Source organism: Alloacidobacterium sp., from assembly GCF_035631355.1.
Lineage (GTDB): Bacteria > Acidobacteriota > Terriglobia > Terriglobales > Acidobacteriaceae > Alloacidobacterium.
In genome coordinates this window covers 1-19,204 of the sequence record NZ_DASQIX010000008.1, presented here as the reverse complement: position 1 = coordinate 19,204, position 19,204 = coordinate 1, and the positions used below count along the sequence as shown (strand labels likewise).

Below are 19,204 nucleotides of genomic sequence, written 5' to 3'. Positions count from 1 at the left end.
CTATTTTACCCGCAACGATTGCTGTTCGGCTGTCACACGGTCTGCGTTTTTGCCTGATGTAAACGCATTTTCTTCATCGTTCGCACTAGATAGGGCCTGACTACCGGCAAGGGGAAATATCTGCGCGTTGAATTCCGCTCCGACCAGAATGCTGATTGAAACCATGTAGAGCCACACCAGAGTAGCGACCGCCGCGCCCAGCGATCCGTAAACGACCGAGTAGTCGGCAAAGCGCGTGACGTACAGTCCGTAGAGCAGGGTAATCAAGAACCACGTCGCAGTGGCCAGCAGCGCACCAGGAACAACGCGCCGCCAGTTCTGTGTCTTGGGCGTGCCAAAGTGGTAGATCACCGCCAGCAGCGCGACGCTGGTGAACATGGCGATCACCCAGCGCACCATGCGCCACAAAAAAAGTACGTACAGGCGAAATTCATGCCCAGCATTGTCGATCATCCACCGCTCGATCTGGTGTCCGAAAATAATGAGCAGCGTAGCGAAGAGCATCGGCACAAGCGTAATTGGGATAAGCCCAAAGGCGACCACGCGCTCACGCCAGAAGTTCCATGTGCCTCGCGGCAGCCTGTAGGCGCGGCGAAAGCCTTCCATAATCGAGAGCATGAAGCCCGATGCGGCGAAGATGGCGACCGCCGTTGCCGACCAGATCAGATGCACGGAACGCGCGCGGTCCATCTGAAAGTAGCTCTGCACCAGGGCCATCGTGTCCGGCGGAAGCACGTCGTAAAAGGCGCTGCGAATGTCGCTTAATGTATCCGTCTCGGGACTCATGGCCAGCAGCGTTGTGCCCACTAGCACCGCCGGAAACAGGCTCAGAATGGCGGAATATGCAGCTGCCTTGGAGTTGGTAAAAACGTTGTGGAGAAAAGCATTCCACGCGGCGCGCCGGAGATTCGTCCATAGGGACAGCAGCATACGTGTCGAGAGTAAATCAACGCACGCGCGTGGGGAAACGAAAGATTCTTAAGCCTTCGGCGACGACTTCCACTTGTTCAGAAATTCCGTCACCGACTCCGGGTCCATCTTCCGCATAGCTTCGAACTCGCCGTTCTTCTGGCTGTAGAGCAGCCTGCCGCGCGCATCGAGAACGGCAAGTCCGGGAACGCCCTTCTGAAGCGGCACCTGGTACTTCTGGGCGATGTCGGTGTTCTTGTCGTAGCGCCCGATGTTGACATGGACGAGGACGAAGTTATTGTTCAGCAGGTCGAGATTTGGTTCCTGGTGCAGGTAAATGTCCAGCACCTGGCAGTCGCCGCACCAGTTCCCGCCAAAGTCGAGAATCACCCGCTTGTGCTCATGCTGCGCCGTCACCAGCGCCTGCGCGATGTCGTGGTGCGCGTCCGCCGTATCGGAGTAAATGGTGCGGGTTTGCGCCGTCGCGGCAAGACCGCCAATAGCAAAAAGCGCGGAGACGATAAAAGCGCGCGCTGCATTCATGAGTGATCGATTCCGGGTGAACATAACCTGCTGCATAGGATGCCACAAACGCCCCCGAGCTTGGCAAGATTTCATGGAGACTTGCGCAGGATGATTTCGGCGTTTCTCTCGCCACCAAAGGCTGTGGCTTGAGCTGTCCTGTCTCCTTTTCGGGCGACGAGGGTGATCTGCTGACCGTTGGCGGCGTGGGTGGGCAAGGAAAAGCTTCCGGTAGGGCCGGTGGTAATGGCTTCATCGTAGCCGAGCACCCAGACACGCACGCCTTCGATGGGGCGTTCGTATTCATCCTCGACCATTCCTCGGACATCGACCGAGGGCAGAGATGCAAGCTGGATTATGACCTCAGGAAAGTAGTCTTTTTCGAGCTTTAAGGTGCTGTTTCCTGCCAGAAAAGCGTCTTTAAGCGCTGCCCTGAAGATCACTTCTCCGTTTGAGGGTCTTTCTTCGCGAGGGATGGTGAACTCCCATCCAGCGTCGGTTTCCTTAAGTTCGCCACCCGCGGAAGAGGTGATTTCGGCATTGTGGACGGGCTCTTTGGAGGGGTTGAAGACCTCGATGCGGACGCGATAGATGCCCTGACTGTCCAAGTAAGTGCTGGCAAGGAGAGGTGAGAGCCCGAGCAGGAAAATGACGATGGCGAGGAGCCAGGCAGTCTGCGGGGGCTTCTTTTTGCCTTTAGTCAGGGCGAGGAGCGCAATGAGGGCGAGAACCGCGGCGAAGATGGCGGCGGTAATCGGGTGGGTGATCTGGGCGGCGAGCTGGAGGGCTTTGGTGAGCATAGGTATTTATTCTCTGTTCTGTTTTGCAGATATGCGATGGTTCTCAACTTCGAGCAATTGTTTGCGGATTTGAGTCGTTTTCGGGTGATGAGGCCCGAGCGCTTTTTCATCTATAACAAGAGCGCGGCGCAGTAAGGGTTCGGCGGCAGCGTAATTGTTTTGGCCTTCCAATGCCGACGCTAAGTTGGCGAGATCGATGGCAACGCCAGGATCATTGGGACCAAGATTTTTTTCGCGGATGGCAAGGGTCCGGCGAAAGAGCGGTTCGGCGGCAGCGTAGTCACGGCTGTTTTCAAACGCTGCCGCCAGATTATTTAAATCTGCGGCAACCGTGAGATCGTCAGGGCCGAATGTTTTTTCATCGATAGCGATCGCCCTGCGGATGAGCGGCACAGCGCCTGAAAAATTACCTTGATCGCTTAAAAGCAGTGCCTGATTCAGCAGAGCCCTTGCGACAGCCGGATGGTCAGGCCCCAGAATTTTTTCATAGATAGCGAGGGCCCGGCGAAGCAGCGGCTCAGCTTCGGTGTATTTACCCTTGTCTTCCAGCATGGCGCCAAGGCTGACGAGGCAGTCGGCAACCTCAGGATGATCGGGGCCGAGGGCCTTCTCATCGATGGCGAGCGCGCGGCGAAAGAGCGGCTCGGCGGAAGCATAGTCGCCTTTATCAACCATCACCTGCGCCAGATTCGAGAGGTCTGTTGCAACTTCAGGGTGATCTGGACCAAATACCTTCTGATCTATAGCAAGAGCTTCATGGAGCAACTGTTCGGCGCGTGCAAATTCGCCTGCTTTGGCCAGCAGGACGGCGAGACCGTCGAGGCTTCTTGCAAGTTGGGGTTGATTGGAGGTTTTTTCCGCCAGTTCGCGGGCGCGAATGAGCAATCGCGCGGCCTGCACGTAGTCCTTTTTGTCGGTAAGAACCGCGGCAAGGTTAATAAGGATTGTCAAAATCTCGGGGTTTTCATTGCCGAGCACCTTTTCGTTCAGGTCGAGGGCACGGCGAAAGAGCGGCTCGGCGGCTGCATAATCGCCGAGCTGTTCGAGGCTGAGCGCGAGATTGTTGAGGCTGGTGGGGTTGTCGGGCCGAAATTCCAGGCACCTTTTATAGGAGAGGACTGATCCCTGATAGTTGAGCTGACCATACTGAGATTGACCCAGGAAACATGCCGCGTCGGCGACATCTTTTTGATCTTGTATTACTCGCTGCTGATCCGCTTTGAGCCGTTCTTCTCGTTGCCTGAGAGAATCCTGCAGTGCTGATGTTGCTTTGGGATAGTTGCGCTCGTAGAGGGCAGCGAGACCGGCTTCGTAGGGATCGGTGGTCTTCTCGCCCCATGCGCGGATCGCTGTATCGATGTCGTCGGCAGTGAGGCCGTATTGTCTGGCAACTGTCAGGAGTGCTTCTTTGGGGTCGGGCGGCGGAGCATTCGCGGCTTTCGGCGCGTTGGCTTTGTTGATCTTGGCAGTCAGCGAAGCAAGGATGGTTCCGCTTTCGAGAGCAGCCCGGTCCCCCCGTTGGACGACGACGATTTTGATGAGGTTCTGCGGGTTGTCAGCGAAAGAGGGGACGGGGATGCGGTTGTCCCAGGGCGAGACGATGGCCAGGTCCTTACCGGGCGGCGAGTGGACAAGCTGGAAGCTGATCCAGTCATCGGCAGTGATGTTCGAGGCGAGTGGAAGCTGGGCTCTGCCGTCATCTTTAGTGAGTTTGCTGGCTCCCTTCTCAATGCCGATTTCTACGAGAGGAATGGGATGTTGATGCGCGTCTTCGACGAGTATGTTGACGTAGCCGCTTTCGGCGAGGCAGGGGATGGGCGCGAGTGCGAGGGCGAGCAGCGGCTTGAGGGCTTTCAGATTCACGACAATCGTTCGTGTCTGGCGAATGGCATGACGATAGCGCTTGATGGTTCTCTCGGAAAGAGAAAATTCATGGCTGATGTTTATTTGTGATGGGTGGCCGGGAGCATTTCTCCGGTTAAGCATGGGTGCCTTTACTTAGGCGCCGTTGAGGTCTGATTTTGCAAGTCGGACAGGTGCTTCTGCACTGCTATGGTCGACGGATTGTCTGGGCCAAGAGCTTTTTGATCGATAGCAAGGGCGCGGCGATACAGAGTCTCAGCGCCAGCAAGATCGCCTTTGGCGCGCAGGAGCGATGCCAGATTGCTGAGGACTATGGCAACCTCAGGATTGTCTGGGCCAAGTGTCTTTTCAGCGATAGCAAGGGCGCGGTGATAAAGTGGTTCAGCGGCGGCGAGATTACCTTCCTTCTTCAGAAGTAATGACAGACTATTGAGGTCTGTGCCCACTTTAGGGTGATCCGGTCCGAGAGCTTTTTCGTCGATGTCGAGAGCGCGACGATAGAGCGGCTCGGCAGCATTGAGATCGCCCTTAGCTTCCAGCAGCGATGCCAGATTACTCAGGACTGTCGCGACCTCTGGATGGTCTGGTCCGAGAGCTTTTTCGTCGATGTCGAGAGCGCGACGATAGAGTGGCTCGGCAGCATTGAGATCGCCCTTAGCTTCCAGCAGCGATGCCAGATTATTAAGGTGGCTGGCGGTGATAGGGTTGTCCGGACCGAGAGCCTTTTCATCAATGGCCAGGCCTCGGCGATAGAGCGGCTCAGCGTCGGCGAGATCGCCCTTGTCCTGTAATAGCAAGGCCAGATTGTTGATAGCTTTGGCGGTAGTAGGGTTGTCCGGACCGAGAGTCCTTTCGTTGATGGCGAGGGCTCGGCGGTAGAGCGGCTCAGCGGCGTCATAATCATCTCTGTCGTGCAACAGTTCGGCCAGATTGTTGAGGACGGTGGCGACCTCCGGGTGATCCGGACCGAGTGCTTTCTCGTCGATGGCGAGAGCGCGGCGAAAAAGAGGCTCGGCAGCAGCGTAGTCGCCGGATTCATCGAGGCTGAGAGCCAGGTTGTTGAGCACGATAGGATCGTTGGGGCGATACAAGAGACATTCCTGGAATGCCAGAGCGGATTCGCTGTATTTGCCTTGCTCATAACGCGACTGGCCCAAAAAGAATGCCGCGTCTGCCACGCTCTTGCGGTCCTGAGGGATCGCCTGGGCTGCTTTTTGATCAGCCTCGAGTTTCTGTTTGCGCTGCTTGAGCGAGTCTTCGAGTGCCGCAGTCGCTTTCATGTAATTGCGTTCGTAGAGTGCCGCCAGTCCGGCCTCATAGGGGTCGGTCGTTTTTGCACCCCATGCGCGGATGGCTGTATCAATGTCGTCTGCGCTCAGGCCGTATTGTTTGGCAACTGCGAGAAGGGTTTCTTTCGGATCGGACGGCGGAGCCTGCGGATTCACAGCCCTTGGCGCATTTGCTTTATTGATCTTTGCGACGAGGGAGACAAGGACGGTTCCACTTTCGAGGGCAGCGCGGTCGCCTCGTTGCACGACGACAATTCTGAGGAAATTTTCCGGCTTGTTGGCGAAGGAGGGGATTTGCGCGCGGTAATCCCAGGGGGAGACGATGGCGAAGTCCTTGCCCGGAGGCGAATGGAGAAGTTGGAGGGTGATCCAGTCATTGGGCGCGGCGTTGGCAACAAGAGCGATCTGGCCGAGACCTCCTTCCTTGGTGAGAACGCTGGCACCGTTTTCGATTCCAATCTGCAGGTTGCGCACGGGATGGCCCTGGACGTCTTCGACGCGCACGTTGACATAGCCGCTTTCTGCGCGGCTCCGGGCGACTGCGACCAGCATGGCAAGGACGGCGATGAATATACGCGGCTTCACGACACCTATCTTTCTAAGCCGGATGAATGAAAGTGAAGCATAGCTGTCCTATTGGTGCGCCGTAGCGAGGCGATGTTGCAAGTCGTCCACGTTTCCGCGGATTGCTATGGTTGAGGGATGGTCCGGGCCTAACGCCTTCTCATCGATAGCAAGGGCACGCTGGAAGAGAGGCTGGGCGGCAGCGAGATCGCCCTTGTCGCGTAACAGGGCAGCCAGATTGTTGAGGTCTGTGGCTACGGAGGGGTGGTCGGGGCCTACGGCCTTTTCGTCAATGGCGAGGGCACGGCGGAATAGAGGTTCAGCGGCGGCGGGATCGCTTTGCTGCTGCAACAGCAGCCCCAGATTATTGAGGTTTGCGGCCACCGTTGAGTGATCGGGGCCGAGGATTTTTTCGTCCATAGAGAGGGCGCGGCGAAGCAACAGTTCGGCGCCGGCGAGATCGCCTTTGTCGCGAAGCAGCATGGCCAGATTATTGAGGTCTCTTGCTATAGAGAGATGGTCGGGGCCGAGGGCCTTTTCGTCGATGGCGAGGGCGCGACGGAAAAGCGGCTCGGCTTCGGCAAGATCGCCGGCATCCTGCAGAAACGATGCAATGTTATTGAGGTCTGAGGCGACCAAGGGATGATCGGGGCCCAAGGCTTTTTGGTGGATCGTGAGCGCACGGACAAAGAGTGGCGCGGCATCGGCGAACTTGCCCTCATCCTTGAGGAGCAATGCCAGATTGTTGAGATCCATGGCTACAGTGGGATGGTCGGGGCCAAGGGTCTTTTCGTCGATGGCAAGCGCACGGCGGTAAAGCGGCTCAGCGGCAGCGTAATCGCCTTTCATTTGCAACAGCGACGCCAGATTATTGAGATTCGTGGCAACGTCAGGATGGTCCGGCCCAAGTGCTTTTTCATGGATGGCGAGCGCGCGCCGGTAGAGCGGCTCGGCGGCGGCATAATCGCCACTCAGCTTCAGGACCTCCGCCAGATTGTTCAGTTCCGCGGCTATGAAGGGATGGTCGGGACCGAGAGCCTTTTCCTCGATGGCGAGGGCGTGGCGGAGGAGAGATGCGGCGTCGGCGAAGTCGCCCTTGTCCTGCAGCAGCATGGCGAGGTTGTTGTAGTCTCTGGCGACATCGGAAGAGTCGGGGCCTCTGGCTTTTTCGTCCATGGCGAGCGCACGGCGGTAGAGCGGCTCGGCGGCTGCGAGGTCGCCCTTGTCGCGATACAGCGATGCCATACTACTCAGGTCCAGGGCCACTTCGGTATCGTCAGGGTCCCTGGCCTTTTCGTCCATGGCGAGGGCACGGCGAAAGAGCGGCTCGGCAGCAGCGGTATCGCCTTTGGCTTGCAGCAGCGTTGCCAGATTGCGGAGGTCTGTGGCTACGGTGGAATCGTTCGGATTGGGGGCTTTTTCGTCAAGGGCGAGCGCATGGCGGTAGAGCGGCTCGGCGGCTGCATAATCGGCGGCAGCGTAGAGGCTCACCGCCAGATTGTTCAAGGTCATCGAGTCGTCGGGACGCTGGTTGAGGCACTTTTGATATGCCTGAACCGATTCGCGGTAGCGGCCCTGCGCGAAGAGCGATTGTCCTAAAAAGAATGCGGCGTCGGCGACAGCCTTTTGATCCTGAGTCACTAATTTCTGATCAGCATCGAATTTCTGTTCACGCTGCTGGAGTGAGTCTTGCAGTGCTGATGTTGCTTTGGGATAGTTGCGCTCGTAGAGGGCAGCGAGACCGGCTTCATAGGGATCGGTGGTCTTCTCGCCCCATGCGCGGATCGCTGTATCGATGTCGTCGGCAGTGAGGCCGTATTGTCTAGCCACTGCGAGCAGGGCTTCTTTGGGGTCGGGCGGCGGAGCATTCGCGGCTTTCGGCGCGTTGGCTTTGTTGATCTTGGCAGTCAGCGAAGCAAGGATGGTTCCGCTTTCGAGAGCAGCCCGGTCCCCGCGCTGGACGACGACGATTTTGATGAGATTTTGCGGGTTGTCAGCGAAGGACGGGACGGGGATGCGGTTGTCCCAGGGGGAGACGATGGCGAGATCTTTACCCGGCGGCGAGTGGACAAGCTGGAAGCTGATCCAGTCATCGGCAGTGATGTTCGAGGCGAGTGGAAGCTGGGCTCTGCCGTCGTCTTTGGTAAGCTTGCTGGCTCCTTTTTCGATACCGATTTCTACGAGAGGAATGGGATGTTGATGCGCGTCTTCGACGAGTATGTTGACGTAGCCGCTTTCAGCGAGGCAGGGGATGGCTGCAAGTGCGAGCGCGAGCTGGAGGGCTCTCAGTTTCACGACGGGTTTTTCGCGTCCGGTGAATGGCATGACGATAGCGCTTGATGGTTCTCTCGGAAAGAGAAAATTGCGCATCAGTCATTTGGTGCAGGGGTGGCAGGCAGCGTTTCGCTACCATCCGTGAGCGCGAATGGTGCGTGTTTCGGGGGCCCGGGATATTCGCGAAGATGAATTTCCTGGGATTGAGAGCTTACACGTCGCATAGATCGACAGCCTGTCTGAGGGAAGTCAGCGCGTCGCGCTTCTCTGCAAAAAGCAGCCGTGGGTAACGTCTCCTTGGTAATCGCAGATTCTTGGCAGACGTAACGCTTGTCTGGCGGCTTACAGGTTTGTGGTAATACCCCCACCCAAATTCACACGACATGGCTTACAACGTTGTGCATGCAGTATTTTGTGCCTGGCGCTGTGCTCCGCGGGCTCATGATTTTGCTCATGGCAGGAGGGCAGCTTTGTTATGCGCAGGCGCCCAAAGCCACACCAGATGCTGCAAAAAGTGGCGATGCAAAAACGCCCGAAGTTGTGCCCACGACTTACAAGATCGGAGTGGGCGATGTGCTGCACATCACGGTGTGGGAAGAACCTCAGCTTACCGAGACCGCAGTAGTGAGGCCGGACGGCAAGGTTTCGATGCCGCTGGTGACAGAAGTGGATGTCGCGGGATTGACTCCGGAAGCGGCGCAGCAAGTATTGACGGATCGGCTGGTGAAGTTTGTTCATAAGCCGCGCGTCACGGTGACGGTGCAGGAGATTCACAGCCGGATGGTCTATATCACCGGCGAAGTGCAACGCCCGGGCGCTTATCCACTGATGGACTCGATGAATGTGGTGCAGCTGGTGGCACGGGCAGGCGGGCTGACGGATTTCGCAAAGCAGAAGAAAGTGTACGTTCTGCGTGGGAGCACGAGCGCGCGGGTAAACGTGAACTACGAGAAAGTTCTGAAGGGACAAGCCCCACAACAGAACGTGGAGCTGGCACCCGGAGACACTGTGGTGGTGCCGTGAGAATCCAGGCGACGGGCCTGCTTCTGTGGCCCTTTATTCTGATAGGCGGCGTTGTGATAGAGGCATCTGCGCAACGTTCCGATGACAGCGGAGACACCCGCGGCAATTATGCGGTCCGCAGAGCGAACAGCGACAATCCGCGAACAACCAGCACGGAGCCCTTGAATAGTTGCGGAGACTCGCTCTCAGTTGCGCTGCAGCAGGGAACGCCTGAGTTTCCCTGCTGGGCGAATATACGCACGGTGGAGCGATGGAACACGGCTGCCATTATTTCTGGACTTCAGCCGGGAAGCGACGCGCCTGTCAATCTTCCGAAGTATGAGCCTTCGACATTTAACTTCACCCTGGGGGGATTGAGCGGGTTAAGCTTTCCCAATGCCGGTCCAGGCAACGCTTATGGAGGACTGGCGGCTGCAGCGGGCGTGATCGAGGAACGGCGCTGGCAGTTCATGGCGGAAGACGGCGGAGGTCTTGCCGATTTCAAGGCGGGAGGCGAGGACTACTTTGTCGGCCTGAATCGCGCGGCAGTTCGGGCAACAGGAGAGATCGATCCGCGATGGACCTGGCAAGGCACTGCGACCAGCACCTACGGAACCGACGCGGCCAGGGTAGTGGCTCCGCTCGATTTTCGGCAGGTCGGCGAGGCAGGCGCGCCGGCGGCGGAAACGGTTGTGTATGGCATGCATTCGGGAAGAGTCGCAACGGGTGAAGAGGGCGGCAAGATGCGCTATGAGGAATCGCGGCGGACGTACTGGGACTTCAGCGGCACTTACACCTATACGCAATACAACGCTGATGACTTTCTGGTTCAGGCAGTGCGTGCACGCGTGGAGTATCTGCATGCGCTGACCCCGGCAATGGGAATCGGCATCTACGGGAATGGAGAACATCAGACAGGACCGCTGGAGTGCAGCCTGGGCGGGGCTGGTTTGCGGTGGTTGGATGCGTGGGGAACGCATGCCAGCGTGAATATTTCCGGCGGGGTGAGCGCGGCCGACGCGGCATGCGGAAAGAGCGTGCAGTTTATCGGGACAGCAGCTATTTATGCGAAGCTTACGCAATCAACCGATCTGTATCTTTCCGGCGGACGCGATCTGAGCGATGGTATTTTGGAGCACACGGTGTTTCTGGGTACGGGTGCGGCGGGTATTCGCCACTCTTTCCATGGTGTGGTGGATATGCGTGCCAGTTTGAACGGAATTCAGGGAGTAAATCCGACGACCAGGCAGTCCTATCACGGAACGTTCGTAGAGGGCAGCTTGCATTTGCGGATGGGGCTTGGTTTTTCGCAGGAAATTGAAGTTCGTAGCTACAAGGTCGCGGGCACGCCAACAAACGACCGGGCAATCGCTGTTTTCACGTTGTGGTGGACTCCGGGCAAGATCGCGGAAGCCACGGCGACGCGTGCTTCACTTCGCTAGATCTCAATCTGCCCATTTCATCTTCGACGTGTATCGAGGGAGCTATGCAAGAGAAGAATATTCTCCTGTGCTTTCTTGCTTTGCCGCTGCGACATAAGCTTGTGGCTGCGGGCATTGCAGTCGCGATTGCGAGCGGGTTTATTGTTTGGTCGCGACACGGCGCCGCACGACCGACGACGGCGGAAGTGCTGTTCGATGTGGATGAAGCGCGGCAGGTTGAGCCCGCTGCTGTGCAGGCGAAAGAGCCTGCCGTAGCGGTGGCGTTTTCGATTCTGAACGATGAAGCAGTAAAGGCATTGGCGAAGCGGACGGGTGCGACGAGTGATGTCGCAGTATTTCGCTCGCGGCTGGAGATGGCACAGCATTCCGCCAACCTGCTGGAGGTGAATTATCGCGATGGCGATAAAGAGGTTTCGGCGACAACGGCGAACGCCGTTGCGAATCTGCTGGTGACATGGAAACCCTCAACCACTGGGGCCAATCCAGCTCCGGCCGTACCTGCTCCAGTGGCACTTGTTCCGGCGGCACAGGCGACGGCAACTTTAACGGCGCCTTCGCCTGCGGTATCCCATCGTCCCGGGCAATCTGTCGAAGTTCGCTCCAGCGAGACAAATGACTTGGAGAGGCAATTGACCTCGTTAGATCAGAAGCTCTCAGCTTTGACTCCAGCACCTTTGCAGACAACCGCTCCTGCGAAGGCCGATGTCACGACGCACGTAGTGAATCCGGAGAGCGAGCAACGACGTTCGCTGGAGACGCAACTTAGTGCAGCGGAGAAGAGGCTGGATGACCTGCGCGTGCGGTACACAGATGACTATCCGGATGTAGAAACAGCGAAAGAAAAGATTGCTGAGATTCAGCAGCAACTGGCCGCCTTACCAACTGGAAGTCATGAGACGGAGCAGCCGCCGGCTCCAGTGAAGCAGGAAGACAATTCGAGCGAAGTAAGCCAGCTGCGCGAGGAGCGTGCCCGGCTGGTGCAGGCGATTGCGGAGGAGAAACGGCGGCCGGTAACGCACGGGAATCAAGCGGCGCCGGATGAAAATTCGTCCAGGCCCAGGCAAGCGGTATCTTCGACGCCGCGATTACAACCAGCACCCGTTCATCAATCTGTGAATCCGGCGGCCGCGCCGATCCCGCAAAGTCCGTTTACTCTGGTGCGGCTGGCGGGGTACAGCGAGCCGAGCTCACCCTGGCACGGAGTGCTGGCAGGAATCCTGTGCGGATTTCTTTATCTGACCAGTGCCGTATGGGGCTACCTTCCCAATGCAGGTGCTCTACCGAAGAGCGAGGCCGTGGCATTCAATAATGACCTGGGTGCGGGGAATGCAAAAGCCGCGGACGATTCCAGGGACTTTGCAAGTTGGGAGAGCGAAATCAAAATGGCTCTGGCCATGACGGATATTGGCCGCGAAGAACCGCTGTTGCAACGCCAGCAAGCCTTGATTGCACATGAGGCAGTGATGGCTGGACCTACGGAGGTCATGGTATGCGGGCCAGAAGTGAATGGGCAGCTTTGCTTCGATGAAGTCTCGGAAGCTATCCGCGAGAAGGCCAGGAGAGAGCCGGATGGCTGGATGGCGCACACCGAGCACGCGCGCGAGGCTCTGGCAGGGGGTGATTACGATACAGCGATCAAAGAAATAAGTATGGCGACCACCGTTGCACCTGAGAAAATGAAGCCTCGGCTTGATAAGATTGCGGTCCAGCTTAATAAGAATGCGGCCCATCTCCATAAGAGTGTGAGCATGATGGAGCGCGCTTCTTTATAAGGTAATCCTGAGGGTTGCTATACATCGCACAGGTCGACGGCCTGTCTGAGCGAAGTCAGAGGGTCGCGCGACGGGACAAACTCATGGGCGACGTAGCCGGGGAAGTTGAGATCGGCGATGGCGCGCATGACGCCGTCCCACTGCACTTCCTGCGTGTTGTCTAGCTCGTGGCGGCCGGGAACGCCTCCGGTATGGAAGTGGCCGAGCCACTGGATGTTCGCGCGGATGGTGTCGATGAGGTCACCCTCCATAATCTGCATGTGGTAGATGTCGTAGAGCAGCTTGATGCGCGGCGAGTTGACTTGGCTGACCACGCCCACCCCCCAGGCGGTGTGGTCGCACATGTAGTCGTGGTGGTCGTGCTTGCTGTTCAGCAGCTCCATGCAGATGTTGACGCCATTGTCTTCGGCGATCTTCTTCAGGCGGTTAAGGCCAATGACGCAGTTTTTCGCGCCTTCCTCGTCGGACGTGCCGCGGCGGTTGCCGGAGAAGGTGATGACGTTGGGCACGCCTGCCTTGGCGGCGAGGGGGATGTTCTTGCGGAACGCGGCTTCGATGGCGTCATGGTTCTCAAGGCGGTTGAGAGCGTCAGGGATGGTGCCTCCGCCGCCGTAGCCCATGGTGCAGATGAGGCCGTACTTGCGCGGTGTATCCCATTCGCTGACTTCGAGTAGATCGACGCCTTTGAGTCCCATCTCCGCCGAGGCCTGGCAGAGCTGGTCGAGCGGAATGTCTTTGTAGCACCAGCGCGAGACAGACTGGCGGATGCGGCCTTTGCGCGGCGTCGGCGCTTTAGTTTCAGGCGCGTTTCCTGTCTCCTGGGTTTGCGCGTTGGCGAATGATGCGGCGCCGGTTGCGATGGTGGCTGCGAGGCTTGACTTCAGGAAGGTTCGGCGGTTTGGCATGGCTTCGAGGGTTAATGTACCCGATTTCATTTATGAATCGCCAGTTTTTAGAGTTCGATCCTCTATTTTTCGCGGGCCAGATGATGTTGTTATTTTGTCTTCGTCTTCAGGTCATTAAGGATCTTCTGCAGACGGCGTTCGCGTGTTTCTGGTTTCTTTGCTTCGTTGATAGCCAATGCATGTTCCTTTTTGGTCGTGTAGCTGAGTTTTTCCCAGCGAGCTTTCGCCGTCGCGTCTTTCTTGAACGCAGCCAGCAGTTCGGGCGGCGGCTCGATTTCGCGGACTTCAGTATCGGCGGCGATAGTTACCAAGATTATTTCGTCTGGCTTGATGCCCGCGGCCTTCTCGTTCGACATGCGGACGGGAATGAAGTACTTGCCACCGTACACGCTTGGGGTTGAGCGATATGTATAGCCGTTGATGGTGACGCGAACCGGAGGACGGGCTTTGCCGAAGTGCTTCCTCACGTCGAAGGGGAGCTCGATCATGCCCGTTTCGTACTTAGTCTTGAAGCTCTTATCGGCGGTCATCGTTGCTTTGCTCACTCTATAGGCGACGGGTTAGGCGCGGTGAAGTCGGAGCAGCAGGGTTTTTGCACGTTGGAGAATTCCATGAATTCGAGGCGCGTGCCGTCGGGGTCGAAGAGGTTGAGCTGCCACTTGCCGTCGCGCCCGATCTGGGTGTGGTCGCTTGGGCTGGAGAGGCGGTTGGCGGCCTTCAGCGTGTCGAAGGTCTTGGGCACGCTGATGACGCCGATGGAGAAGTGGTTGAGCACGCCGAGCTGCTTCTGCGACATGTCCTGAATGCCGCCGCCGGAAGGCCCGCTGGTGAGCATGTATTCGAGCCAGTCGTGGCTTTCGGGCATTTGCTGCGAGACCCAGTCGATTTTGTCCGGCTTCATGCCTCCATACCAGTACGGGCGGAAGTCGAGGATAGCGCGATAGAACGTGTCCTCTTTTTCGCGGCTGTGGACAAGCATGCCGACGTGGATGATGTGGTGGCCGACGAGGTTCGGTGCGTTCAGGGTCTTGGATGACGGCAAGACAGTGGAATGGTGGCGATATGGGTTTTCATCTGGAGGAGTTACGAATTGCACCGTGTTGCCTTCAGGGTCTTTTACATTGAACCAAAGACCGCCATCATTGCTCTGTTCGACTTTGGACGGGACCGAAACGCCCTTTACTTTGAGGTACACGCGTAATTTTTCTGCGTCTGCCGTTTTATAGGCCAGATGATCGAGGCGATTGGGAGAATTCTTATCTGGAAGCGGTAAGACCTCAATGAACTGAGTAGGGTTTACGTAATAGCGAACACCGGCTGGAGTTTCTGGGTCTGCGCCCTCTGCGCACCCAACAAGGTCCACGTAATAGTGACGGGCTGCGGCAGTATCCGCGGCATAGACGGCGATGTGCGAAATGCCGGTGATCGGCGGACGCGATGGAGCAGATTGAGCTAAAGCGATTGAGCCGGCAAGGAGGAGAAATCCGAGGGCAGTTTTCATCGCCTACCAAGATACAGCGGACAGCGCGCAGGGTACAGCGTGCGGGGAAAGATCTCATAACTTAGGCCCTGTGCCCCGTACCCTGTACGCTGTCTGCGTCTTGTGCTTTAGGCCCTGCGCCCTGTACGCTGCACGCTGTACGCTGTTTAAATGAACGCCTTTCGTGCCACTCCGAACCAGTTGACGTTTCTGCGGCTCTGCATCATTCCATTTCTGGTGCTGGCGGTGCTGGATGGGCGCTTCCGCACGGCTTTCACGCTCTTTGTGATTGCCGGCGTGACCGATGGGCTGGATGGGTTGCTGGCGCGCGTGCTGCATCAGCGGACGCGGCTGGGGGAGTATCTCGATCCGGTCGCGGACAAACTGCTGCTGAGTACGCTGTTTCTGGTGCTGCACCATGAAGGCTTTATCTCGCGAAGGGTGACGGTGCTGGTCTTCGGACGCGATCTGGGAATTATAGTGGTGGCGGCGCTTCTGTATGCGGCGATGGGCCTGAAGGATTTCCGTCCAAGCATTTTCGGGAAGGCCAATACACTGGCGCAGATTATTGCGCTGGTGACAGTGCTGTTGAGCCGGTTTTATGCGCCGGCATGGGTGCTGTTTGTCCGGCACTGGTCGTTGAATGCGACGATTGCGCTCACGATTATTTCAGGGCTGCAATATGCGTGGCAAGTGGCAAGAAGGTTGAGCATGCCGAGCGCGGCTGCGGCGAATGGGTAATTTACCCTTCCCACCCTTTCGCAAAAAGCGCGAAAGGATGGGGCACCCATGTTTGCGCTGGATTGGAGAATCGAGAGTCCGTGCTATCCTACGTCCCAAAATCGGGACATGGTGCACCGACAATCGGGTATATTGAAAATACGTAAGTTAAAGATTCTAAGATGTTCAGAATGGTCTAAATGGCCAAGAAAGTGCTGGGCGTAGCACAAATTAGCGCAAAATCCTCGTGCTGCGTCTTCGGCTAGTTTCTCAGTCTGCGGGCCTCTCCATCGGCCTATTCCAACCTAGTCCAATTGAAGAGGTGCGGGTGCTTACCAACCCCTAATGTCCGGATAGGCGGTGATACGACAAGAAATGGAAATCGGCCTATTTCCCGAGTGAATCTCGAATTGGTCTAACGCATAACTTTCAATGTGCGTTTCCACCGCGTATCCGAGAAGAAATGCAGCGCAACGTGGCCCATCCACGCAAACTTCTGGCCGACACCCATCTTTTCGTACTCCCCTTCAGTAGCCTCAAACGACCAGTAATTAATTAGCGGCCGTCCAATGATATTCGCCCTGGGCACGAATCCCCAAAAGCGCGAGTCCAGACTGTTGTGCCGGTTGTCGCCCATCATGAAGTACATGCCGGGTGGAACCACCAGGTCGCCGTCATGGATATAACTTGAGAAGTTCACAGTCCACGACTCTGTTGACCCAGATACCTCTGCTGGGGGTACTGCGGGGAAATCATCGAGAAACTCGTTGAAGTTATCTGTCGTGGTCGGCTGCGCAAATCCCACAGGTTGTGCGACGCCATTCACAAACACAAAGCCGTTGCGTAGATGAATATGATCGCCCGGTACGCCAATTAATCTCTTCACCAGGGGAGTGTACTGCGGAGTTCCATCGGCGTCAGTCGCATCAATACCAGGCTGATAAACGGGCTTGTAGAACACCACTATATCGCCGCGCCTCGGCTCGCGGTATCTTATCAGCGGCATCCACGAAGCGGGCGACATCAGCGTGATCCGATCGACGACCAGGTGATCGCCCACAAGCAGCGTATTCTTCATCGAGCCTGACGGAATCACATAGTTCTGAGCTAAGAATGTCAGGATGAATAATCCCACCACCAGAACTGAGCAGATGCTGGCGACTGCCTCAAATGGTGTCTCTTTCCTTTCAATATCGGTAGAAGCTGGGCGCTCCTCCGCGCATCTTTTCTCGTTAATTGTCTTGTTCATGGCGCATGACAAGACTAGCAAATGTCCGCCGGACTACCGCTCTGAGTGGTTTGTCTCTTATTCAGCAATTACTTCGTGTTAAAAGTAGCTACCGTTGATGGTGTAGCACAAAACTAGCACAAAAGCTCAAGGGTGCTTTTTCATCTTTTTCATTCGGAATGATTTATTTGCATTCGATAAATGGGGCACCAGTATGTGCTGCTACCTAGAAAAAGCAGGTCACCTTCGGCAAGCTCAGGGCAGGCTTTCGACTCCGCGCCTGTGGCGCTCCGCTCAGGATGACACTTTAAGGTGGGCGGCTACTCTTCCTCGTCCTCAAGAACGGTTTCTTCGATAGCCATGTCCTGGAACTCGTTCGAGTCGAAGACCTCGCCGCAGTCCTGGCACTCGACGTATTCAACGTCCTCGTCCCGCGCTACGACGCGGACTTTAGGGTGTTTGCAGGGCGTGTTCATGAGGGGTATCGACAAGTGAAATTCAGGTGATATCGGCAAGATTGTATATAGGACGCGCCCGATGTCAAACGGAATCGGATGAATTCTGCGTAGAAAACTTTACGCGGGAATACGTCCGCCGGTTCCCACCCAATTTCAATATTCGTGCGTACGCATTGAAATTCGGACTCCAGCGGTCGTATACTTTAGTTACATGCCATTAGTGCGTGGGGTAATGTAACGACAAATCGATGCTGAGGCTCACCAAAAAAGCGGATTACGGCCTGATGGCGCTGAAGTTCCTGGCGGAGCATCCGGAGGCGACCGCGTTGAGCGCCAAGGACATAGCCGAGGCGTATCACATTCCGGCGCAACTGCTGGCCAAGATTCTACAGCGGCTGGCCAAGGTGGGATTGCTGAAGTCCCATGCCGGGATGAATGGGGGTTATTCGCTGCTGAAGGATCCGCGACGGATTTCGGCATTTGAGGTGATATTCGCGATTGACGGGCCGCTTTTTATCACTTCGTGCTTCACGCAAGAGGGAAACTGCGACCTTACGGACAGCTGCACCATCAAAGAACCTTTGGCGCGCGTGAACGAGACGATTTCAAGTGTGCTGAAGAACATCCATATTTCAGACCTGGTGGAAGAAGGCCGCAGCCGGACGGTACGCGAACTGGTGACGATCCGCAGCACTTCAGGCGAAAAGATTTTGCAGGCAATGTAACCGGCGGGATTTGAGGAGAAGAGAAACATGAGCAGCGTAGTGGAAACAAACATCAGCGTGCCGGCGGGCGTGAAGCTGCCGATTTACATGGACAACCACGCGACGACGCCGCTCGATCCGCGCGTGCTGGACGCCATGATGCCGTACTTTACGACCACTTTCGGCAACGCGGCGAGCCGCAACCACTCCTTTGGATGGGAAGCCGAGAAAGCGGTGGAAGCAGCGCGCGAGCAGATTGCGAAACTGATTGGCGCAACGGCCAAGGAAATTATTTTTACCTCGGGCGCGACTGAGTCAAACAATCTCGCCATCAAGGGTGTGGGCGAAATGTACCGCGAGCGCGGCAACCACATCATTACGCAGGTGACGGAGCACAAGGCGGTGCTTGACACCTGTAAGCGCATGGAGAAGGCCGGTTTCCGCGTGACCTATCTGCCGGTGAAGGCTGACGGGTTGATCGATCTGGATGATCTGAAGCGGGCGATTGATGACAAGACGATTCTGGTCACGATCATGTATGCCAATAACGAGATCGGCGTGCTGCAGCCCATCGCTGAGATTGGAAAAATTTGCCGCGAAAAGGGCGTGATCTTTCATACCGATGCAGTGCAGGCTGTGGGCAAGGTTCCGGTCGATGTGAACGCGATGAACATCGACGTGCTGTCCCTTTCAGGGCATAAAATTTACGGTCCGAAGGGTGTGGGCGCGCTCTATGTACGGCGCAGGAATCCGCGTGTGCAGATTTCCGAGCAGATCAACGGCGGAGGCCACGAGCGCGGCATGAGGTCGGGAACACTGAACGTTCCCGGCATTGTGGGCCTGGGCAAGGCCTGCGAGATTTCCGGCGCGGAGATGGTGAACGAGTCGAAGCGACTTACAGCGTTGCGCGATAAGCTAAAGAAAAAGCTGGAATCAAGCCTCGACTACATCCATGTGAATGGCTCGATGGAGCGCCGGCTGCCGGGCAACCTGAACATGAGTTTTGTGTATGTTGAGGGCGAGTCGCTGCTGATGGGCATCAACGATGTTGCAGTTTCCAGCGGATCTGCATGCACCTCCGCGACACTTGAGCCATCATATGTATTGAAGGCTCTTGGTTTGGGCGACGATGTGGCGCATAGCTCAATCCGGTTTGGGCTGGGTCGTTTTAACACCGAGGCTGAGGTCGATTATGTGGCCGACAAGGTGATTGATATTGTGCAGAAGCTGCGTGAACTTTCACCGCTGTACGAGATGGTGAAAGAAGGCATT

17 protein-coding genes are annotated in these 19,204 nt (G+C 56.8%); 6 read left to right on the top strand and 11 right to left on the bottom strand.

Features of this window, described 5'->3' with window-relative positions; genetic code table 11:
- The 6 genes from VEV40_RS02675 to VEV40_RS02650 all read right to left on the bottom strand — a co-directional run bounded on the left by VEV40_RS02675 (position 1) and on the right by VEV40_RS02650 (position 8,242).
- A complete protein-coding gene (locus VEV40_RS02675; RefSeq protein WP_324829964.1) occupies positions 1–930 on the bottom strand; it encodes a YihY/virulence factor BrkB family protein in 930 nt (309 codons plus the stop codon).
- 48 nt (positions 931–978) lie between these two features.
- Positions 979–1,452 (bottom strand): thioredoxin family protein, encoded by a 474-nt coding sequence (locus tag VEV40_RS02670; protein WP_324829962.1) that lies wholly within the window; start codon positions 1,450–1,452, stop codon positions 979–981.
- Between the two features lie 71 nt (positions 1,453–1,523).
- On the bottom strand, positions 1,524–2,231 hold the full coding sequence (locus VEV40_RS02665) for a hypothetical protein (RefSeq protein WP_324829960.1): 708 nt from the start codon (positions 2,229–2,231) through the stop codon (positions 1,524–1,526).
- Between the two features lie 6 nt (positions 2,232–2,237).
- Complete coding sequence (locus tag VEV40_RS02660; protein ID WP_324829958.1) at positions 2,238–4,217, bottom strand: tetratricopeptide repeat protein; 1,980 nt, start codon at positions 4,215–4,217, stop codon at positions 2,238–2,240.
- 8 nt (positions 4,218–4,225) lie between these two features.
- Positions 4,226–5,968 carry a tetratricopeptide repeat protein gene (locus tag VEV40_RS02655; protein WP_324829957.1) on the bottom strand — a complete coding sequence of 581 codons (1,743 nt, stop codon included), beginning with the start codon at positions 5,966–5,968 and terminating at the stop codon, positions 4,226–4,228.
- A 48-nt stretch (positions 5,969–6,016) separates the two neighbouring features.
- Positions 6,017–8,242, bottom strand: a complete 2,226-nt coding sequence (locus tag VEV40_RS02650; protein WP_324829956.1) for a tetratricopeptide repeat protein — start codon at positions 8,240–8,242, stop codon at positions 6,017–6,019.
- 393 nt (positions 8,243–8,635) lie between these two features.
- Here VEV40_RS02650 and VEV40_RS02645 point away from each other — a divergent pair, with 393 nt between their 5' ends.
- Genes VEV40_RS02645 through VEV40_RS02635 form a run of 3 tightly spaced genes read left to right on the top strand, consistent with a single transcriptional unit; the run spans position 8,636 to position 12,437 of the window.
- A complete protein-coding gene (locus tag VEV40_RS02645) occupies positions 8,636–9,244 on the top strand; it encodes a polysaccharide biosynthesis/export family protein (protein ID WP_324829955.1) in 609 nt (202 codons plus the stop codon).
- Complete coding sequence (locus VEV40_RS02640; protein ID WP_324829953.1) at positions 9,241–10,665, top strand: hypothetical protein; 1,425 nt, start codon at positions 9,241–9,243, stop codon at positions 10,663–10,665. The genes VEV40_RS02645 and VEV40_RS02640 overlap by 4 nt, the downstream gene beginning before the upstream one ends.
- 44 nt (positions 10,666–10,709) lie before the next feature.
- Positions 10,710–12,437, top strand: coding sequence for a hypothetical protein (locus tag VEV40_RS02635; RefSeq protein ID WP_324829952.1), 1,728 nt, complete (start codon positions 10,710–10,712; stop codon positions 12,435–12,437).
- Positions 12,438–12,454: 17 nt separating this feature from the next.
- Here the strand turns inward: VEV40_RS02635 and VEV40_RS02630 are convergent, their stop codons facing one another.
- Genes VEV40_RS02630 through VEV40_RS02620 form a run of 3 tightly spaced genes read right to left on the bottom strand, consistent with a single transcriptional unit; the run spans position 12,455 to position 14,843 of the window.
- Complete coding sequence (locus VEV40_RS02630; RefSeq protein ID WP_324829951.1) at positions 12,455–13,372, bottom strand: TIM barrel protein; 918 nt, start codon at positions 13,370–13,372, stop codon at positions 12,455–12,457.
- A 59-nt stretch (positions 13,373–13,431) separates the two neighbouring features.
- Positions 13,432–13,872: a YdeI/OmpD-associated family protein gene (locus VEV40_RS02625; RefSeq protein WP_324829950.1), complete on the bottom strand. Its 441-nt coding sequence runs from the start codon at positions 13,870–13,872 to the stop codon at positions 13,432–13,434.
- 11 nt (positions 13,873–13,883) lie between these two features.
- Positions 13,884–14,843 (bottom strand): VOC family protein, encoded by a 960-nt coding sequence (locus VEV40_RS02620; RefSeq protein ID WP_324829949.1) that lies wholly within the window; start codon positions 14,841–14,843, stop codon positions 13,884–13,886.
- Positions 14,844–14,993: 150 nt separating this feature from the next.
- On the opposite strand from VEV40_RS02620, the gene VEV40_RS02615 reads away from it, so the two are divergent.
- Complete coding sequence (locus VEV40_RS02615; RefSeq protein ID WP_324829948.1) at positions 14,994–15,563, top strand: CDP-alcohol phosphatidyltransferase family protein; 570 nt, start codon at positions 14,994–14,996, stop codon at positions 15,561–15,563.
- 394 nt (positions 15,564–15,957) lie between these two features.
- Here VEV40_RS02615 and lepB read toward each other — a convergent pair whose 3' ends face one another.
- Both lepB and VEV40_RS02605 read right to left on the bottom strand, forming a co-directional pair.
- Positions 15,958–16,791: a signal peptidase I gene (gene lepB, locus VEV40_RS02610; protein ID WP_324829946.1), complete on the bottom strand. Its 834-nt coding sequence runs from the start codon at positions 16,789–16,791 to the stop codon at positions 15,958–15,960.
- Positions 16,792–17,090: 299 nt separating this feature from the next.
- Complete coding sequence (locus VEV40_RS02605; RefSeq protein WP_324829944.1) at positions 17,091–17,246, bottom strand: hypothetical protein; 156 nt, start codon at positions 17,244–17,246, stop codon at positions 17,091–17,093.
- 230 nt (positions 17,247–17,476) lie between these two features.
- Between VEV40_RS02605 and VEV40_RS02600 the strand changes: the two genes are divergently transcribed.
- The gene (locus VEV40_RS02600) at positions 17,477–17,953 is read left to right on the top strand and encodes an Rrf2 family transcriptional regulator (protein ID WP_324829942.1); all 477 of its coding nucleotides are present in this window, start codon (positions 17,477–17,479) and stop codon (positions 17,951–17,953) included.
- A gap of 69 nt (positions 17,954–18,022) precedes the next feature.
- Positions 18,023–19,204, top strand: a 1,182-nt coding sequence (locus VEV40_RS02595) for an IscS subfamily cysteine desulfurase (protein WP_349255849.1), incomplete at its 3' end; no start/stop codon positions are given.